This is a genomic window from Pseudomonas yamanorum (assembly GCF_900105735.1).
Classification (GTDB): domain Bacteria; phylum Pseudomonadota; class Gammaproteobacteria; order Pseudomonadales; family Pseudomonadaceae; genus Aquipseudomonas; species Aquipseudomonas yamanorum.
The window spans coordinates 4649374-4668124 of the sequence record NZ_LT629793.1; the positions used below are offsets into that span (position 1 = coordinate 4649374).

Sequence of the window (18751 nt, forward strand, 5' to 3'; positions counted from 1 at the left end):
GTGAAGGAGGCTTCAAGCGACAAGCGCCGGGGATCAGGACGCTTGTCGCTTGAAACTTGCCGTTGCTGTTACCAGCAAATGCCTTCGGTACGACCGCTCACGCTGGTGGCCTTGGACATGAAGCCCACCAGGTCGACCACTTGCTTGCCGTGGGGTGCGTTATGCGCCAGGGCGCGGAACTTCTCATCGCGGTTGCCCAGGATGATCACGTCGGAGTTGTTGATCACTTCGTCGAAGTCCGAGTTGAGCAAGGACGACACGTGAGGGATCTTGCCTTCGATGTAGTCCTTGTTGGCGCCGTGCACGCGAGCGTATTCGACGTTGCTGTCGTAGATGCTCAGGTCGAAACCCTTGCCGATCAGCATCTCTGCCAGTTCCACCAGCGGGCTTTCGCGCAGGTCATCGGTGCCGGCCTTGAAGCTCAGGCCCAGCAGGGCGACTTTGCGTTTGTCATGGCTGGAGACGATGTCGAAAGCGTTCTGCACCTGGGACTCGTTGCTGCGCATCAGCGAGTTGAGCAGCGGCGCATCCACGTCGAGGGAGCCGGCGCGGTACGTCAGGGCGCGCACGTCCTTGGGCAGGCAGGAACCGCCGAAGGCAAAGCCCGGGCGCATGTAGTACTGGGACAGGTTTAGGGTCTTGTCCTGGCAGACCACTTCCATTACTTCGCGACCGTCGACACCTACTGCCTTGGCGATGTTGCCGATCTCGTTGGCGAAGGTCACTTTGGTCGCATGCCAGACGTTGCAGGTGTACTTGATCATCTCGGCGACGGCGATGTCCTTGCGGATGATCGGGGCGTCGAGTTCTTCGTAGAGCGACTGCAGGACATCGCCGGAAGCGGTGTCGAATTCGCCGATGACAGTCATCGGCGGCAGATCGTAGTCGGCGATGGCTGTGCTTTCACGCAGGAACTCAGGGTTGACCGCGACGCCGAAGTCGACGCCGGCTTTCTTGCCCGAGCAGTCTTCGAGAATCGGGATCACCACATTGGCCACGGTGCCTGGCAGCACGGTGCTGCGGACCACGATGGTGTGGCGGGTGGTTTTGTCACGCAGGACAAAACCGATCTCGCGGCACACCGATTCGATGTAGTTGAGTTCCAGGTCGCCGTTTTTCTTGCTCGGCGTGCCGACGCAAATCATCGACAGGTCGGTATCGCGGATTGCCTCGGCGAAATCGGTGGTGCCGCGCAGTCGGCCGGTTTGAATGCCTTGGCTCAACAGTTCGCCCAGACCCGGTTCAACGATGGGGGATTTACCCGCGTTGATCAGGTCGATCTTTTCCTTGGAGATGTCTACGCCAACGACCTCATGGCCCCGTGCAGACAGGCAACCGGCACATACCGCGCCGACGTAACCCAAACCAAATATGCTGATGCGCATCGCATTTACCTCATTGTTAATCGTGCCACTAGATGGCCGGAGTTCATGTTTTAAAGCGTCACTCAGGCGCTGGAAAGTGCGACGAATAAACGTCGGTATATCCAGTGCAGGCATACTAAAAGTCGAGTGACTAACTAATGCACTCAAGTTGTGCGCAACTTGGCCTTATTGTTGGGGCTTGCCCTGAAATGCAGCCAGCCTTCCTGGGGAAGGGGCTGGCGCCAGTGCCGCAAGGCGTTGACAGGGACTTTGAGCCCTTATATATCAACGGCTTGGGTTGTCTCACTGACCCATACAGGTGAGCTCAGCCTTGGCCTTGTCGGAGAAAGTAGTGAAACTTTTTCGTCCGCCTTCAACTAATCAGTTGATGATTTGACCATTGAGTCAAAGCTGTATGACAACTTTGCTACTTCCGTTGGTCGCCGCGTAAGTCATCTCTTACATCTGCAGAGATAATCGTTACCGGTGGTATGAGCGGTGCTTTAGGACATAGTTCCTGTCCACTCATCCTGTTTTCGGAAATTTCTTGAAATATTAGGAAAGATGGCACTAGTACTATTGTGATAGCACTTGCTATTTGGGCCAGTAGTTGCGGGGAGTTACGAGGGTTAAATAGTTTTGTGCCACTACTCTTTGAAAAGAGTCGTGCCACTACGAAAAAAATTGACGAATGTCGAGTGAAATAAATGTTAGTAAATCTGAAGAAATATTTTTGACGCCAAATAAATGGCGAATCCGAGGTTGGAATGCAAACAAAATGTGGGAGCAGGCTTGTTCGCGAAAGCGGCGTGTCAGGCAACAAAGGCATCGACTGAACCACCGCTTTCGCGAGCAAGCCCGCTCACACATTTGAGTCTTCGTTGTCAGGTTATTCCGGTGCGTGATCCCGCAGGAACACCAGGTTATCCGGCTTCGACTGCTCCGCATTGAAGCGATAACCCTGCACGTCAAACTCCTTGAGCCTGGCCGGGTCGTTGATGCGTTCTTCAATCACAAAGCGGCTCATCATGCCCCGGGCCTTTTTGGCGTAGAAGCTGATGATCTTGTACTGGCCGTTTTTCAGGTCCTTGAACTCGGTGTTGATGATCCGCGCGTTCAGTGCCGGGCGTTTGACTGCCGAAAAATACTCGTTGGAGGCCAGGTTGAGCAGCACGTCATCGCCTTGTTCGGCCAGGGCTTCGTTGAGCCACTCGCTGATGCGGGTGCCCCAGAAAGCGTACAGGTCCTTGCCACGGGCGTTGGGCAGCTTGGTGCCCATTTCGAGGCGGTACGGCATCATCAGGTCCAGGGGGCGCAGCAAGCCGTACAGGCCGGAGAGCATGCGCAGGTGATCCTGGGCGTAGGTGAAGTCGGCGTCCTTGAAGGTTTCGGCGTTGAGGCCGGTGTAGACGTCGCCCTTGAAGGCCAGCAGGGCTTGCTTGGCGTTGGCGGGGGTGAAGGCTGGGGTCCAGCTGCCGAAGCGTGCGGCGTTGAGGCCGCCGATTTTGTCGGAGACGTGCATCAACTCGCTGATTTGCGCCGGGCTCAGTTCGCGCAGTTGTTCGATCAGCTCCTGAGAGTGGTCGAGGTATTGCGGTTGGGTGAAGCGCGGGGTGACCGGCTTTGACTCGAAATCGAGGGTTTTGGCGGGGGAAATCACCGTCAGCATGAAGTCGTCTCCTTTAATCGTGGGGGGATTCTAGGGGGTAGGGCGGTTTGACTCCACCTATGAAGGTGATAGGTGTCTTTGGGTTTTGTGTACATATCCGTTTCTTCGGTAACGGCCACTTATGGTTCCGCTCTTACAGCCATCCCTTTCAAGGTCTGCGTTTAAAAGTCCGTTTAAGGCCATGTTTAAGTACGTTTATCCGACTTGGCCGCCTTAAGCACCCTAGCTGTTGAGACATGCGCCCGTGCTGCCTTACCTTCCAGCCACTCCTTGGGCTTGGCTACTTTGGGGCCACGAGGGCTTTTTGCTACGGACTTAGGTTTGATCATCCTTGCCAGGGCCAGCAATCGCTCTGCCAGCCCTTGCGGAGTCTTTTCAAGAGGGAAATTTTCCGCAGGCAATGCGATCTGCAAGCCTTGATAATCACTGCGAACATGCACCGCCAAATGGAAAATCGAAACCTGCCAACCCTCTGGCTGCGTTTCGCGGTGCGCCTGCTCAACGCTACGCTTGAGAACCGACAAAACGTTGTAAGCCAGGACCGCCGAGGCAAAGCCCAATAGCGCGGCTTTCGGGCTGCCAAGGCCTGTAATTTCACTGTCCAGTACCGACTCAAGGCGCTGAAACATTCCCTCGATACTCCAGCGATGACGGTATAAATCGGCTATCTGCCGGGCACCGATGGTGTCGGGCAAATTGCTCCAGAACCACATCACCAAATCACCTGAGTCATTCGCCGTTTGCAGGCTCAACTCAACACGTCGCCAGCGGCGGCCACCCTTCACTTCGATGATTTGTTCGCGAACGGTTCCGCTATCGACCGTCCCTGAGTCTTGCCACTCACTTTCCTGGACCAGGCGTGGATGCTTACTGGGTTGGCGAACGATGAACGAAGCCCCCGTGTCCTCGCAGGCTTGCAGGATGGGCAGCGTGCAATAGAGCCGGTCAGCCATCCACAACTGGCCCGCGCATGCGCGGGCCAGCAGCGGTAAAACACTGACTCGCTCACTGGCGTAGGCATCTTCCCACGGCTGAAGATCAACGACTAAATCCAGATCCGGATCGTAGGCAACTACTGAAAATCCTGGGCGCGCTGCGCCGCGCTCATTGCGCAGAGCGCCTAGACGTTTTTCAGTGGCCGGCAAGTGGTTGCCATCCACAATACGCAACTGCCAGCCGGGCAGGATCGATGAATGGCCGAGCGTTTCGACGGTTGGTATCAAACGCTCGGCACTGCCCGAAATGAGGGCGCGAAGCAGCTCGGGTTCGGTTCGCTTGATCTTGTCATAGAGTGCCGAAACACTGACCGAAAGGCCCTCCATCTTGCGCGCCGCCGCGTGCAACGACGGCCTCAAGCCCAATGAAACAAGGGACATCAGCTCAACAACGGTTGAAAACAAAAGCTCACGTGAGTACTGCCGTTGGCGGTGATCATCGAACACCTTGTCAACCCAAGCGGCATCTACTGCCTGCTCTAATATCAACTTGGTCATGACGCTGGCCGGAGCCTGTTTTTCAAACCGTTCTAAAACCTTTTCCCACATAGTTTCGTCGTCCTGACTGGATTGGTTAGGGGATTTTAAACCAAGACCTTGAAAGGGATGGCTCTTACAGCGGCTCACTTTGGAAAAGCCCCAAAGTAAGCAAAGGGCTCTGCCCCGCCTGTCGGCGCCTCGCTGTGGCTCGGCGTTCCCTCACTCCGGCATTGCTCCGCGGGCCGCCGCGACGGGCCATCCATGGCCCGGCGCGGCTAAACCGGCGTCCTGCCGGTTTACCCGCTCCGCAATACCTGCGTTCGGCCTCGGGCTTATTGGGGCAGTCAGATCAAAATCAAAAGCAGATCAAAAGCAGAGCACAGCGGCCTACCGGCCGGCTTGAGTGTTAAAAGCAAAGGCAAGATCCAGAGCGAAAGCCAAATCTGAAGCTGATGCAGCTTTGCTTTTCTGTGGGAGCTGGCTTGCCTGCGATGCAGACAACTCGGTACATCAGGTACACCCAGTTGATGCCATCGCAGGCAAGCCAGCTCCCACATTTGGACCGTTCCCGCTTTAGATTTTGATTTTGCTCTTCAACACTCAAGCCGGCCGGTAGGCCGCTGTGCTCTTGCTGTTGATCTAGATCTTGATCTTAGGCGCCCCGTTAAACCACGCTGGCCGAACGCAGGCTTTGGAGCGTGGGTAACCCGGCAGGACGCCGGGTTAGCCGCGCTGGGCCAAGGATGGCCCATCGCGGCGGCCCACGGTCCAAAGCCGGAGTGAGCACACCGAGCCTAGGCGAGGTGCCGAGTGGTGGGGCAAGAGCGTTTTGCTTACTTTTGCGCTTTTCAAAAGTGAGCCGCTGTAAGAGCGGAACCATAAGCGGCCGTTACCGCAGCAACGGATATGCACACCAACCAATCCAATGTGATCGGCTATAGTGCCCGACGACTCTGGAAAGGGAGACCCTTCGTGCGAATTGCGCTTTTACTGTCAGCCTGGCTCATCTGCCTGGGCGCCCAAGCCGCCCCTGTGGACGTCGCGACCCTGGACCGCGGCACCTGGCCCGAACGCCTCAGCAATCCCGCCCTGTTCGACGTCGCCTCACGCGCAGAAATCCTGATGTTCGCCCACACCCTGCTGGCCAGCGAAGCCCTCGACGAGCCCGCCCTCAAGCAGCGCCTGGGCCTGAAGATCATCAACCTGGCCTCCATCGACGACCTGCGCCGCCAACTGTGGCAACGGCTATTGGAAAACTACACCTTCGCCCAACAAAGCTGCGAACAGGACGCTTCCTTCTGCTACCTGGTGGAAAACATGGACGACCTGCGCGAACAAGCCGCCAAATTCGAAGTGAGCGACAACTCCTTCTATATAGGCTGGGCCGGCCCCAGCCGTGCATTCCACGAACGCTACCTGGATGAACAGTTGCGCAAGGCCGCCCTGTTCCCCCAGATCAGCAGCGAAATCGCCCGCTTCGGCGACCACGAACGCAATGGCGACGAGCTCAACGACCGGATGTTCCTGCTGACCTTTGACAGCGGCCCGTCCCCGGTCAGCGGCAATACCGACTGGCTCACCGACTACCTGCGCAAACAGAAAATGCACAGCCTCTTCTTCGTGCTGGGCAACAGCCTGCAAACTCGCGTCGAGAAAAGCTCGGCCGCCGACGTGCAGGCGCTGTACCAAGGCCAGTGCGTTGGTACCCAGGGCTGGCAATACCGCTCCCATAGCCACTGGGTCGACTGGCAGTCGTCCATCACCCGCAGCGCCTCTTTGGCCCAGAACCTGATGCCGGAAAACTACCTGCCGCTGTTCCGGCCACCCTACGGTCAGCGCCGGTCCGACAGCCAGGGCTTCTTCCAGTCACAGGGGCTGCAAGTGGCCTTGTGGGACATCGACTCGGAAGACGAACCCGGCAAGCTCAAGGCCGATGAATCGGCCAACCGGGTGCTCACGCTGATGCTGTTGTGGCGGCGCGGAGTGATCGTATTCCACGACACCCAGGACAAGGCGCGCATCGCATTACCCTGGCTTTTACACGCCACGGCAGAAAGTGGACTCGGCTGGCAGGATTGCCGGGAAGCGTTTCGCTGAAAAAGCACAAAGAGCCCGGCCCTGTTGGGGCTGAGGTTTTTTAGGGGGGAATTTGGGAGATATTTCGATACAGGCGGACTTCCGACTTTAACGGTGCAATGCCGGCTCGCCTAGTGCTATTCGTCATCCTGAAAAATAAACTTCAAAAAAGCGTCAAAGTGCTTTTTCCTGTCATGTGTTTTGCGGTATTACGAAGACAGACAGCCGAAACCTGCAACACAGGTGGCGTCTTCCAAGACACCTCTTGTGTGCACCGCACTTGACGCCCCTCAAGTGCGTTCGACGGTCGAATCGAGGCGCAGCACTGTCGTGGTATTGCGTCGACTGGCTCCCACAAAGGTGACCGAGTATGGATGATCATGGACGTAACCCTTCTTCCGACCAGCCAATCCTTTATGTGCTTGATACCAACGTACTGATTCACGATCCAAACGCACTGCTTAACTTCGAAGAACACCACGTCGCCATCCCGATGATCGTGCTTGAGGAGCTCGACAAACTCAAAAGCGGGCACCACAGCGTTGCCGCCGAATGCCGCCAGGCCATCCGCCTGATCGACAAGACCCTCGGCGAAGCCTCCCCCGACGATGTCGAGGTGGGCGTACCGATCCAGCGTGGCAAAAGCGGGCCCAAGGGCTTGCTGTCGATTCTGATGAGCAAGCGCAGCGAGCCCAACAGCCTGCTGCCGGAAAATCTGAACGACAACAAAATCATCAACCAATTGATCGACCTGCACGCACGCGACAAGGACCTGCGCCTGGTGCTGGTGACCAAAGACATCAATATGCGCCTCAAGGCACGAGCGTGTGGGATCGCTGCCGAGGACTACAGTACCGACCAACTGGTCGATGACGTGTCGATGCTGTCCCGTGGTTATCACACCATGACCGGCTCGTTCTGGGACCGCGTCAGCAAGGTCGAAACCCGTCAGGACCATGGCCGCACCTGGCACCAGGTACAGCTGATCGACAACCTGCCGGCTGTGCACATCAACGAATTCATCATCGACGAACAGGGCTTTGTGGGCTGGATCAAAGAGATTCAGGTCGACAAGCTGCTGATCCTCGACCTGCATCAGGAACCCCTGTTGCACCAGGAAGCCTGGGGCCTGAAACCGCGTGATATCTACCAGAGCCTGGCGCTGTATGCCTTGCTTGATCCGGACATCCACCTGGTCAACCTGACCGGCGCCGCAGGTTCGGGGAAAACCATCCTCGCCCTGGCTGCCGCCATCGAACAGACCATGGTGACCAAGCGTTATCGCCGCATCATTGCCACCCGCAGCGTGCAAGGCCTGGACCAGGAAATCGGTTTCCTGCCCGGCACCGAAGCGGAAAAAATGGAGCCGTGGCTGGGGGCGATCACCGACAACCTCGAAGCCTTGCACATGGATGACGAAAACACCCATGGCAGCGTCGACTACATCCTCAGCAAAGTGCCGTTGCAGTTCAAATCCCTCAACTACATTCGAGGTCGCAGCTTCCAGCAAAGCCTGATTTTGATCGATGAATGCCAGAACCTTACGCCGCACCAGATGAAAACCATCATCACCCGTGCCGGCGCCGGTTCCAAAGTGGTGTGCCTGGGTAACCTGGCACAGATCGACACCCCTTACCTATCCGCGACCAGCTCCGGGCTGACCTACTTGACGGAACGCTTCAAGGACTTCCCGAACGGCGTGCATATCGCCCTGCAAGGTGTCCCTCGCTCGATTCTGGCTGAATACGCAGAGTCGCATCTGTAAACACAAATGTCTTAACTGGTGGCTAAATGCCACGAACCACCCCGGATTTCTCACGAAGTCCGGGGTTTTTGCTGTGCATGAAATTTGTTTTCCTTGACCTGCCTTTAGGTGCTTGTGGCGATTGTAATTATTTTGTTACATTTTTTGGCCGGCACAAAAAACAGAATAAAAACGACGCTCGGCTCCGTCGGACAACCGTCTCATCAATTCGACGACGCATTGGAGACCCTCTTACTGGTTTCAGCGTGACCCTGCCTATTACAAAAAGCCCGATACATCGCTCATTGACGACGCACTTATCTAAAGGGAAAGGAACATGGACGTAGCAGGTAATGGCTCTACTTTGCCTCAGCGCAAAGGCACTGCAGGTTTCAAATCGATACCCCTCACACCCATCGCACTCGGATTGGCGCTATGGCTGGGCCAGGGTCCCATGGCCCGGGCGGATGACAGCAACCCTTACACGGCTCAGGTGCTGGAGTCGGCCTTCAGGAACGCGGTTGCTTCGTTTGGCCCCAACACCGATGTCTACAAGAACCTGCGGTTTGCCTACGCGGACATCGTTGACCTCGCGGCCAAGGACTTTGCCGCGCAGTCCGACAAGTTCGATTCGGCCCTCAAGCAATACTACGAACTGCAGCCGGAAAACCTGACGATTGGTGCGATGCTCGGCGACACCAAACGGCCGCTGGACTATGCCTCGCGCCTGGACTATTACCGCAGCCGGTTGTTCAGCAACAGCGGCCGTTACACCACCGATATCCTGGATTTTTCCAAGGCCATCATCGCCCATCTGCCCGCCGCCAAGCCCTATGTCTATGTAGAACCGGGCGTCAGCAGCAACCTCAACGGGCAACTGAATGCCGGTCAATCCTGGGCGGGCGCTACACGTGACTGGAGCGCCAACGCGCAAACCTGGAAGACCCCGGAAGCCCAGGTCAACTCCGGCCTGGACCGCACCAATGCGTATTACTCCTATGCCTTGGGCATGACCGGCAAGGGCGTGAATGTCGGTGTGCTGGACTCGGGCATCCTCACCGAGCATTTCGAGTTCCAGGGCAAGAACGCCCAGGGCCAGGATCGGGTGCAGGCGGTGACGTCCACCGGTGAGTACTACGCCACCCATCCACGCTATCTCCACGACACCCCGGATGGCGAGTTTCAAAAGGGCGAGCACTTCAGTATTTCCGGCGAGTACGACCCGACCATCAACGACGGTCACGGCACGGAAATGTCCGGAGTATTGGGCGCCAGTCGCAACGGCACGGGCATGCATGGCATTGCCTTTGACGCGAACATCTTTGTGGCCAATACCGGCGGCACCGATGACAACCGTTTCCAGGGTTCCAATGACCTCGACTACAACGCCTTCATGGCCAGCTACAACGCCCTGGCTGCAAAGAATGTGTCGATCGTCAACCAGAGCTGGGGACAAAACTCTCGCAACGACGTAGAGAACCACTTCGGCAATGTCGGCGACAGTGCGGCGGACAACTTGCGCGACATGACCGCCGCTTATCGCCCGTTTTGGGACAAGGCCCACGCCGGGCAGAAAACCTGGATGGACGCGATGGCCGACGCAGCGCGGCAAAACACGTTTATTCAGATCATCTCGGCAGGTAACGACAGCCACGGGGCCAACCCGGACACCAACGCCAACCTGCCGTTTTTCAAGCCCGACATCGAAGCCAAATTCCTTTCGATCACCGGTTACGACGAGACCAGCGCCCAGGTGTACAACCGCTGCGGCACCTCGAAGTGGTGGTGCGTGATGGGCGTTTCGGGGATTCCATCCACTGGGCCCGAAGGTGAAATTATCCCCAATGCCAACGGCACATCCGCCGCCGCGCCGAGCGTTTCCGGTGCCCTGGCTCTGGTGATCCAACGCTTCCCCTACATGACCGCCAGCCAGGCCCGCGATGTGTTGCTCACCACCTCCAGCTTGCAGGCGCCGGACGGTCCGGACACGCCAGTGGGGGACCAGACCGGTGGCCGCACCTACGACAACCTGCAACCGGTGCACGATGCTGCGCCGGGTACGCCGCAAGTGCCCGGCGTGGTCAGCGGCTGGGGTTTGCCCAACCTGCAAAAAGCCATGCAGGGGCCGGGGCAGTTCCTCGGCTCGGTGGCGGTGGCATTGCCCACCGGTACTCGGGATATCTGGGCTAACCCGATTTCCGACGAGGCAATCCGCGCCCGTCGCTTGGAAGATGCCACCGAACAGGCGACCTGGACCGCCACCAGACAGCAAAAAGGCTGGCTCAACGGCTTGCCCGCTAATGCGTCGGCGGACGATCAGTTTCAATACGAAATCGGCAGCGCGCGGGAGCAGGCGACGTTGGCACGCGGCAAGGACCTGCTCACCGGCAGCACCTACGTCGGCAGCCTGGCCAAGTCCGGAGACGGTGAACTGGTGCTGGAAGGCCAGAACACCTATTCGGGCAGCACCTGGGTCCGTGGCGGCAAGCTGTCGGTGGACGGCGCGTTGACCTCGGCCGTGACGGTGGATGGCAGCGCGATGGGCACGGTGAACGCAGATAACGGTGTGACCACCACGCAGGGCGGCACACTGGCCGGCAACGGCACGGTGGGCGCCTTGACCGTCAACAGCGGTGGCCGCGTGGCGCCGGGGCATTCCATCGGCACGCTGCACACGGGCGACGTGACCTTCAACTCGGGCTCGGTGTACGCCGTAGAAGTGGGCCCGAACGGGCGAAGCGATCAGATTCAGAGCAGCGGCGCCGCCACCCTCAATGGCGGTGTGGTCACCGTTTCTCTGGAGAACAGCGCCAATCTGCTGTCCGCCACCGAAGCCCGCAGCCTGCTGGGCCAGCAGTACAGCATCCTCAGCGCCAGCCAAGGCATCAATGGCCAATTTGCGGCGATCTCGCCCAATTACCTGTTTATTGGCACCCAGCTGAATTATCAGCCGAACCTGCTGAGCCTTGCGGTGGAGCGCAACCAGACAACCTTTGCCAGCGTCGCGCAAACCCGCAACGAACGCGCCGTGGCCACGGCAGTAGAGACCTTGGGCAACGGCAGCCCCGTGTATGAAAGCCTGCTGGCGTCAGATTCGGCGGCCCAGGCGCGGGACGCGTTCAAGCAACTCTCGGGGCAACTGCACTCGGATGTGGCGGCGGCGCAAATGGCCGACAGTCGTTACATTCGCGAAGCCGTCAACGGCCGTCTGCAACAGGCTCAGGCACTGGATTCCAGTGCACAGATCCAGGCCAGCGACAACGGCGGCTGGGTGCAACTGCTGGGCGGTCGCGATAACGTCAGCGGTGACAACAACGCCAGTGGCTACTCCTCGTCCACCAGCGGTGTGCTGCTCGGCCTGGACACCGAGGTCGGCGACGGCTGGCGTTTGGGCGCAGCGACCGGCTACACCCAGAGTCACCTCAATGGCGACGCCTCGGCGTCGGCAGACAGCGACAACTATCACCTGTCGGTCTACGGCGGTAAACGCTTCGAGGCCGTCGCTCTGCGCTTGGGCGGCGCCACCACCTGGCACCGTATAGACAGCTCGCGGCGAGTGGCTTACGCCAACCAGTCGGACTACGACAAGGCCGACTACAGTGCTCGCACCGATCAGGTGTTCGGCGAAATCGGCTACACCCAATGGGCGTTTGTCGAGCCCTTTGCCAACCTGACTTACCTGAACTACCAAAGCAATTCGTTCAAAGAGAAAGGCGGCGCCGCGGCCTTGCATGCCAGCAAGCAAAGCCAGGACGCCACGCTCTCGACGTTGGGTCTGCGTGCGCATACCCAATTGCCGGTCAGCTCGACCTCGGCCGTGACGTTGCGCGGTGAACTGGGCTGGGAGCATCAGTTGGGCGATACCGACCGTGAGGCCTCGCTGAAGTTTGCCGGCAGCGACACTGCGTTTGCCGTCAACAGCGTGCCGGTGGCCCGTGATGGGGCCGTCATCAAGGCCAGTGCGGAGATGGCCTTGACCAAGGACACGCTGGTGTCCTTGAGCTACAGCGGTCTGCTGTCCAACCGGGGCAATAACAACGGGATCAATGCCGGATTTACCTTCCGCTTCTAACTCCGCGTCGTTGCCTGTGAGGGGGCGTACTGAGGGATCAGTGCGCCCCTTTATTCATGGGATAAACAGCCCTGCGCAAAATTGACTCACAGGTTTACAATTGCCGCTCCTGATCAGGAGTATCCCTGTGCTGACTCATCTCGATTCCCAAGGTCGCGCCCACATGGTCGACGTCACTGAAAAAGCCGTGACGTTCCGTGAAGCCGTGGCTGAAGCGCGGGTGCGCATGTTGCCCGAGACCCTGAAAATGATTGTCGACGGCGCCCACCCCAAGGGCGACGTGTTCGCCGTGGCCCGCATCGCCGGGATCCAGGCCGCGAAAAAAACCAGTGACCTGATTCCCTTGTGCCACCCGCTGATGCTCACCGGGGTCAAGGTTGAACTCAGCGCCGATGGCCTGGACGCGGTGCACATCATCGCCCGCTGCAAACTCTCCGGCCAGACCGGCGTGGAGATGGAAGCGTTGACTGCGGCCAGCGTCGCCGCCCTGACGATCTACGACATGTGCAAGGCCGTGGACCGTGGCATGACCATCGAAACCATTCGTCTGCTGGAAAAACTCGGCGGCAAGAGCGGGCATTTCAAGGCGGACCAGGCATGAGCATCAACGTACTGTTTTTTGCGCGCTACCGTGAAGCCGTGGACCTGGACTCGCTGGAGGTTGAAGGCGAATTCGCCACGATCGACTCCGTGCGCCAGGCCTTGGCCGGCGACCCCGGCTTTGAAGTGCTCAACGAAACCGGCTTGATGTGCGCCCGTAACGAAGAGCTGTGTTCGCTGGATGAGCCGCTCGTTGATGGCGACGAAGTGGCATTCTTCCCTCCAGTGACCGGAGGCTGACCATGGCGATTCGGGTGCAGGCCGAGGCGTTTGATCCCGGTGCCGAGGTCAATGCGATGCATGCGGCCAATGCGGGCGTGGGGGCGGTGGTGAGTTTTGTCGGCTATGTGCGTGACTTCAATGATGGCCTGGATGTGGCGGGGATGTTCCTCGAACACTACCCGGGCATGACTGAAAAAGCCCTCGGCAAAATTGCCGTAGAGGCGGAGCAACGCTGGCCGCTGCTCAAGCTGGAAGTGCTGCATCGCATCGGCGCCCTGGAGCCGGGTGAACCGATCGTGTTCGTGGCGGTGGCCAGTGCCCATCGCCAGGCGGCGTTCGATGCCTGTGCCTTTGTGATGGACTACCTGAAGACGCGGGCGCCGTTCTGGAAGAAGGAGAACACCAGTGAAGGGCCGCGCTGGGTGGAAGGGCGCGACAGCGATCACACTGCCGCTGATCGCTGGAAATAACGACACGTGTGGTGAGGGAGCTTGCTGTGGCGAGGGAGCAAGCTCCCTCGCCACAGGGGTTAGGTCGAGGCTTGCAGCCGGTGGGGCGACAGCATCGCTTCGCTCAACCCGAACGCCGCCAATGCATCCGGCAACGGCTTCCCGCGCACCAGCGCCGCACTGGCTTGGCCCATCGCCGGAGACGTCTGGATCCCGTAGCCGCCCTGAGCCGCAATCCAGAACAGGCCCTCCACTTGTGGATCGAACCCGCAGACCAGATCACCATCGCTGACGAAACTGCGCAACCCGGCCCAGGTCCGCGCAGGCCGGCGGATGCTCAGGGTGGTGGCTTCTTCGATGTGATAGATGCCCGTGGCAATGTCCAGCTCTTCCGGTTGCACATCGTGGGGCTCTACCGGGTCGGCATTGGCCGGTGAGCCGAGGAACATGCCGGCGTCGGGTTTCATATAGAACGAGCCGTCGAGGGCGGCCAGCTCCGGCCATGCATGGATGTTCAGCTCGGCAGGCGGGGCGAAGACGAACGCGCTGCGGCGTTTGGGTTGCAGGCCGATTTTCTGAGCGCCGGCTAACTCGCCGATGTGATCGGCCCAGGCACCGGCAGCGTTGATGAGCACCGGGGCGCTGAAGTGCTGTTGTGCGGTGCGCACCTGCCACAGTCCTTGAGCGTCACGGGTCAGTTTCTGCACGTCGCTGTCGGTGTGGATCTCACCGCCATTGCGCCGAATTCCACGTAAGTAGCCCTGATAGAGCGCATCGGTATCGATGTCGCAGACGGTCGGGTCGTAGATCCCGCCATGGACTTTTTCCCGGCGCAGGATCGGCATCATGGCCATCGACTCCTCGACGTCGAGCAGTCGCGTTTCCGGCACCAGGGCTTTGGCGCTCAGGTAGTGGCGCTGCAACTCATCGGGATCGCCGATCAAGTCCACCAGCAATTCACCGCGAGGGGTGAGCAGCGGGTGTTCGGCAAAGCCTGCTGGCGGGTTATCGAAGAAGGCGCGGCTGCCCAGCGTCAGTGCGCGAACCTGGGGCGTGCCATAGGCGGCGATGTACAGGGCGGCGGAGCGGCCGGTGGAGTGGTAACCCGGCATCGACTCGCGCTCCAGCACGATGACGCGGGCATGGTGTGACAGCCAGTAGCCGGCGGATGCGCCAGCGATGCCACCGCCGATGATGAGGTAGTCGGCCTGGTTCATGTGTTCCTCCTGGAATTTGAAAGCGCAGAAACCAAATGTGGGAGCGGGCTTGCGTGGGAGCCGGGCTTGCCCGCGATGCAGGCACCTCGGTATGTCAGTTACACCGAGGTGATGCTATCGCAGGCAAGCCAGCTCCCAAACAGGCTCGCTCCCACATTTTTTAGCGCATTCCGGCTTAAGGGCGTTTGCGCTCTACAGGGCGCAACAAATGCGTCGGCGGCGTTTCGCAGCTGATCTTGCGGCCCAGCAAGGTTTCGATCGACGGCAACTGATACGAATCGTCTTCACCGGCAAAGCTGATGGACACCCCCGCAGCACCGGCACGGCCGGTACGGCCAATCCGGTGCACGTAGTCATCCGGCACTTCCGGCAGGGTGAAGTTGATCACGTGGCTGATGCCGTCGATGTGAATCCCGCGCCCGGCCACGTCGGTGGCCACCAGCACGCGAATCTTGCCTTCGCGGAAACCTTCCAGGGTCTTGATGCGCTTGTGCTGCGGCACGTCGCCGGACAGTTGCGCGGCATTCACCCCATCACGTACCAGGCGTTCTTCGATGCGGCGCACTTCGTCCTTGCGGTTGGCAAACACCATGACCCGCTCCCAACCGTTGTCGTTGACCAGGTTGTAGAGCAGCTTGTATTTGTCGGCACCGGCCACGGCATAGATGTGCTGTTCGACGTTCTCGCTGGCAACGTTGAGTGCCTCGATCTCGACGATGGACGGGTCGGTGGTCCACTGCTTGGCGAGGTTCATCACGTCTTCGGTGAAGGTCGCGGAGAACAGCAGGGTCTGGCGTTCGTTTTTCGGCGGGGTCTGGCGAATGATCTGACGCACTTGTGGGATGAAACCCATGTCGAGCATGCGGTCGGCTTCGTCCAGCACCATCACTTCGACCATGTCCAGGTGCACGTCGCCCCGCTGGTTGAAGTCCAGCAAGCGGCCCGGTGTGGCCACCAGGATGTCGCAGTGGCGCGCTTCCAGGTGCTTGAGCTGCTTGTCGAAGTCCATGCCACCGACAAACGTCATCACGTTGAGGCCGGTGTATTTGGTCAGGTCGGCGGCGTCCTTGGCGATCTGTACCACCAGCTCCCGGGTCGGGGCGATGATCAGTGCGCGCGGCTCACCCATATAGCGCTCTTTCGGCGGCGGGGTTTGCAGCAACTGGGTGATGATCGAGATCAGGAAGGCGGCGGTCTTGCCGGTACCGGTCTGGGCGCGACCGATGGCGTCTTTGCCGGCGAGGGTGAAGCCCAGCACTTGCGCCTGGATCGGCGTGCAATACGGGAAACCCAGGTCCTGGATGGCGTGCATCAGTTCCGGGGCGAGCTTGAAATCATGAAAGCGGGTTTTGCCTTCCTGGGGTTCGACAGCGAAGTCTTCCAGTTTCCAGGGAATAACCACAGGTTTGGGCGCGCGTTCACGGCGCGGCTTTTCCTGGCGTGGCTCCTGGCGTGGTTGGTCGGCGGCTGGTTCTTCAGCGACGTTAACCGTGGCGGGTGTGGTCACCGGCTCTTTTTTTGGCGAGGCTACAGGTGCGGTCCGGCCAGGCTGCTGGCCGTCATTGCGGCTGCCTTGAACATGGGCGGGGGCACTGGAACCTGGCGCGAGCTGCTCAGCCTCGCTTTTACCGAACATCTTCTTGAGTGCTTTGAGCACGGTCATCTCATCAATTGGTTAAGGAATGTACGCCGGCCAGTGTAATGCAAGAATCGGGCGCGGCGTAGTGCGTTGGTCATGCGGCTACACAATGGGTAGTTTTCAGCCCAGACGGGCGGCCAACCAATCACCGATATCCTGTATCTCCTGGGGTAACACTTCGTGGCCCATTGGGTATTCCTGCCATGTGGCGGTGACACCGCGCGACTTCAAATGCTCATAGGCGCTGCGACCCATGGCGTTCTGCACCACGTCATCGTATTGGCCGTGCAGGCACAGCACCGGAATCCGTTGCTGGCTGGCCGACAATTCAAGTTCGTCGCCAAAGGTGGGAGCGTAGGTGGAGAGGGCAATTACGCCACCCAATGCGCCCTGCCATTTCAGGAAAGCGGTGTGGAACACCACGGCGCCACCCTGGGAAAAACCGGCGAGGAAAATCCGCGAGGCGTCTATCCCGCTGCTTTTTTGTTCCTTGATCAGGTCAGTGACCATTTTTGCCGAGGCTTCCAGTTCCTCAACGCTGATCGAGCGTGCCGGGCTCATGGCCTTGATGTCGTACCAGCTCGGCATCTCGTAGCCGCCATTGATGGTCACCGGGCGTGTCGGCGCCTGGGGCAGGACAAAGCGCGTCGACAGGAGTTTTTCCTGCAGGGCTTCAGCCACCGGCAGGAAGTCGTAGCGATCGGCACCCAGGCCATGCAACCAGATTACGCAGGCGTCTGCGGGCTTGGCGGGCTGAAGAATCAAGGGTTCGGTCATGTCTGCTCCATATGTGTGCGTGCGCTCCGATTGAGTGCGTCGGAACGGTGCGCGACGGGTTGATCTGTTAAGAGAATGTCGCAAGGTTGAATCTTTTGCTCTTGACCATGGGCCGAAACCACTCAGCCACCAGTCTGGTACGGGGCTTGCTATGTGAAACCCGATGTCAAGGCTCACCCCAGGCGGTAACACTATCAGTGACTGACGCCCGGGGGATAGCAACTGGACTTAAAGCAAAAACCTCATGCTGTTTGACCCCAAAAAAAGCCAACACGGGTCGATGTCGCCTCATAAGGGTGCGGTGGGGTTCTAGCTCCGACACAACAAGAGCAAAACTGGAGGTTTGAATGAAGGTATTGAAATCCACCCTGGCCATCGTGACCGCGGCTGCCGTATTGGGTGTCAGTGGTTTCGCCCAGGCTGGCGCCACGCTGGATGCCGTGCAGAAGAAAGGCTTTGTGCAGTGTGGCGTGAGCGACGGTCTGCCAGGCTTCTCGGTGCCGGACGCCAGCGGCAAGATCCTCGGGATCGACGCTGACGTATGCCGTGCTGTTGCCGCTGCCGTATTCGGCGACGCAACCAAGGTCAAATTCAGCCAGTTGAATGCCAAGGAGCGTTTCACCGCGCTTCAGTCTGGCGAAGTCGACATCCTGTCGCGTAACACCACCATGACCAGCTCCCGCGATGCCGGCATGGGTCTGAAATTCCCGGGTTTCATCACCTACTACGACGGTGTTGGCTTCCTGGTGAACAACAAGCTGGGCGTTAAAAGTGCCAAGGAACTGGACGGTGCAACCATCTGCATCCAGGCCGGTACCACCACTGAGCTGAACGTTTCCGACTACTTCCGCGCCAACAACCTGAAGTACACCCCGATCACGTTCGACACCTCCGATGAAAGCGCCAAGTCGCTGGAATCCGGTCGTTGCGACGTACTGACCTCCGATAAGTCCCAGCTCTACGCACAGCGCAGCAAGCTGGCTTCGCCGAAAGACTACGTGGTTCTGCCGGAAACCATTTCCAAAGAACCACTGGGCCCTGTCGTGCGTAACGGCGACGACGAGTGGCTGGCCATCGTGCGCTGGGTTGGCTACGCCATGCTCAACGCTGAAGAAGCCGGTATCACCTCCAAAAACGTCGAAGCTGAAGCCAAGTCCACCAAGAACCCGGACGTTGCCCGTCTGCTGGGTGCTGACGGCGAATACGGCAAAGACCTGAAAGTGAAGAAAGACTGGGTCGTACAGATCGTCAAGCAGGTCGGTAACTACGGCGAAGTGTTCGAGAAAAACCTCGGCAAGAGCACTCCTCTGGAAATCGATCGTGGCCTGAACGCACTGTGGACCAACGGTGGCATTCAATACGCACCACCTGTGCGCTGATCGCTGATGGTTCTATCACCCGGTGGGCCAACCGCCGGGTGATGTTCTGTTCCATTATTTCTGGGGCA

At 59.1% G+C, this 18751-nt stretch carries 13 protein-coding genes; 7 read left to right on the forward strand and 6 right to left on the reverse strand.

The window, feature by feature from the left end:
* Nucleotides 1–68: 68 nt before the first annotated feature.
* The 3 genes from BLU46_RS21855 to BLU46_RS21865 all read right to left on the reverse strand — a co-directional run bounded on the left by BLU46_RS21855 (nucleotide 69) and on the right by BLU46_RS21865 (nucleotide 4526).
* Nucleotides 69–1385 (reverse strand): nucleotide sugar dehydrogenase, encoded by a 1317-nt coding sequence (locus tag BLU46_RS21855; RefSeq protein WP_063027265.1) that lies wholly within the window; start codon nucleotides 1383–1385, stop codon nucleotides 69–71.
* A gap of 868 nt (nucleotides 1386–2253) precedes the next feature.
* Entirely contained in the window at nucleotides 2254–3033 is a 780-nt protein-coding gene (gene yaaA, locus BLU46_RS21860) for a peroxide stress protein YaaA (protein ID WP_017477648.1), read from the reverse strand.
* A gap of 185 nt (nucleotides 3034–3218) precedes the next feature.
* Entirely contained in the window at nucleotides 3219–4526 is a 1308-nt protein-coding gene (locus BLU46_RS21865) for an IS4 family transposase (RefSeq protein WP_081253266.1), read from the reverse strand.
* 954 nt (nucleotides 4527–5480) lie between these two features.
* On the opposite strand from BLU46_RS21865, the gene BLU46_RS21880 reads away from it, so the two are divergent.
* From BLU46_RS21880 to moaE, 6 genes are all read left to right on the forward strand, one after another.
* The gene (locus BLU46_RS21880; RefSeq protein WP_063027267.1) at nucleotides 5481–6605 is read left to right on the forward strand and encodes a polysaccharide deacetylase family protein; all 1125 of its coding nucleotides are present in this window, start codon (nucleotides 5481–5483) and stop codon (nucleotides 6603–6605) included.
* Between the two features lie 349 nt (nucleotides 6606–6954).
* The gene (locus tag BLU46_RS21885) at nucleotides 6955–8349 is read left to right on the forward strand and encodes a PhoH family protein (protein ID WP_010170407.1); all 1395 of its coding nucleotides are present in this window, start codon (nucleotides 6955–6957) and stop codon (nucleotides 8347–8349) included.
* A gap of 316 nt (nucleotides 8350–8665) precedes the next feature.
* Nucleotides 8666–12400, forward strand: coding sequence for an autotransporter domain-containing protein (locus tag BLU46_RS21890; RefSeq protein WP_093205341.1), 3735 nt, complete (start codon nucleotides 8666–8668; stop codon nucleotides 12398–12400).
* Nucleotides 12401–12527: 127 nt separating this feature from the next.
* On the forward strand, nucleotides 12528–13001 hold the full coding sequence (gene moaC / locus BLU46_RS21895; protein ID WP_017480021.1) for a cyclic pyranopterin monophosphate synthase MoaC: 474 nt from the start codon (nucleotides 12528–12530) through the stop codon (nucleotides 12999–13001).
* On the forward strand, nucleotides 12998–13240 hold the full coding sequence (gene moaD, locus BLU46_RS21900) for a molybdopterin converting factor subunit 1 (RefSeq protein ID WP_093205346.1): 243 nt from the start codon (nucleotides 12998–13000) through the stop codon (nucleotides 13238–13240). Before moaC ends, moaD begins: the two co-directional genes overlap by 4 nt.
* A 2-nt stretch (nucleotides 13241–13242) precedes the next feature.
* Nucleotides 13243–13692, forward strand: coding sequence for a molybdopterin synthase catalytic subunit MoaE (gene moaE, locus BLU46_RS21905; RefSeq protein WP_093205351.1), 450 nt, complete (start codon nucleotides 13243–13245; stop codon nucleotides 13690–13692).
* Nucleotides 13693–13751: 59 nt separating this feature from the next.
* On the opposite strand, the gene BLU46_RS21910 is transcribed toward moaE, so the two are convergent.
* From BLU46_RS21910 to BLU46_RS21920, 3 genes are all read right to left on the reverse strand, one after another.
* Complete coding sequence (locus BLU46_RS21910) at nucleotides 13752–14888, reverse strand: NAD(P)/FAD-dependent oxidoreductase (RefSeq protein WP_093205355.1); 1137 nt, start codon at nucleotides 14886–14888, stop codon at nucleotides 13752–13754.
* Nucleotides 14889–15063: 175 nt separating this feature from the next.
* Nucleotides 15064–16551: an ATP-dependent RNA helicase RhlB gene (gene rhlB, locus BLU46_RS21915; protein WP_032899430.1), complete on the reverse strand. Its 1488-nt coding sequence runs from the start codon at nucleotides 16549–16551 to the stop codon at nucleotides 15064–15066.
* Between the two features lie 96 nt (nucleotides 16552–16647).
* Entirely contained in the window at nucleotides 16648–17304 is a 657-nt protein-coding gene (locus BLU46_RS21920) for an alpha/beta hydrolase (RefSeq protein WP_063027277.1), read from the reverse strand.
* Nucleotides 17305–17651: 347 nt separating this feature from the next.
* Here BLU46_RS21920 and BLU46_RS21925 point away from each other — a divergent pair, with 347 nt between their 5' ends.
* Nucleotides 17652–18683, forward strand: coding sequence for an amino acid ABC transporter substrate-binding protein (locus BLU46_RS21925; protein ID WP_010170392.1), 1032 nt, complete (start codon nucleotides 17652–17654; stop codon nucleotides 18681–18683).
* Nucleotides 18684–18751: the final 68 nt, after the last annotated feature.

Excerpts from the sequence above, each read along its gene's own strand:
- moaD (WP_093205346.1), top strand. The coding sequence starts at position 12,998 with ATGAGCATCAACGTACTGTTTTTTGCGCGCTACCGTGAAGCCGTGGAC.
- BLU46_RS21890 (WP_093205341.1), top strand. The coding sequence starts at position 8,666 with ATGGACGTAGCAGGTAATGGCTCTACTTTGCCTCAGCGCAAAGGCACT.
- BLU46_RS21865 (WP_081253266.1), bottom strand. The coding sequence starts at position 4,526 with ATGACCAAGTTGATATTAGAGCAGGCAGTAGATGCCGCTTGGGTTGAC.
- BLU46_RS21920 (WP_063027277.1), bottom strand. The coding sequence starts at position 17,304 with ATGACCGAACCCTTGATTCTTCAGCCCGCCAAGCCCGCAGACGCCTGC.
- yaaA (WP_017477648.1), bottom strand. The coding sequence starts at position 3,033 with ATGCTGACGGTGATTTCCCCCGCCAAAACCCTCGATTTCGAGTCAAAG.
- moaE (WP_093205351.1), top strand. The coding sequence starts at position 13,243 with ATGGCGATTCGGGTGCAGGCCGAGGCGTTTGATCCCGGTGCCGAGGTC.
- BLU46_RS21855 (WP_063027265.1), bottom strand. The coding sequence starts at position 1,385 with ATGCGCATCAGCATATTTGGTTTGGGTTACGTCGGCGCGGTATGTGCC.
- BLU46_RS21910 (WP_093205355.1), bottom strand. The coding sequence starts at position 14,888 with ATGAACCAGGCCGACTACCTCATCATCGGCGGTGGCATCGCTGGCGCA.
- BLU46_RS21925 (WP_010170392.1), top strand. The coding sequence starts at position 17,652 with ATGAAGGTATTGAAATCCACCCTGGCCATCGTGACCGCGGCTGCCGTA.
- rhlB (WP_032899430.1), bottom strand. The coding sequence starts at position 16,551 with ATGACCGTGCTCAAAGCACTCAAGAAGATGTTCGGTAAAAGCGAGGCT.
- BLU46_RS21885 (WP_010170407.1), top strand. The coding sequence starts at position 6,955 with ATGGATGATCATGGACGTAACCCTTCTTCCGACCAGCCAATCCTTTAT.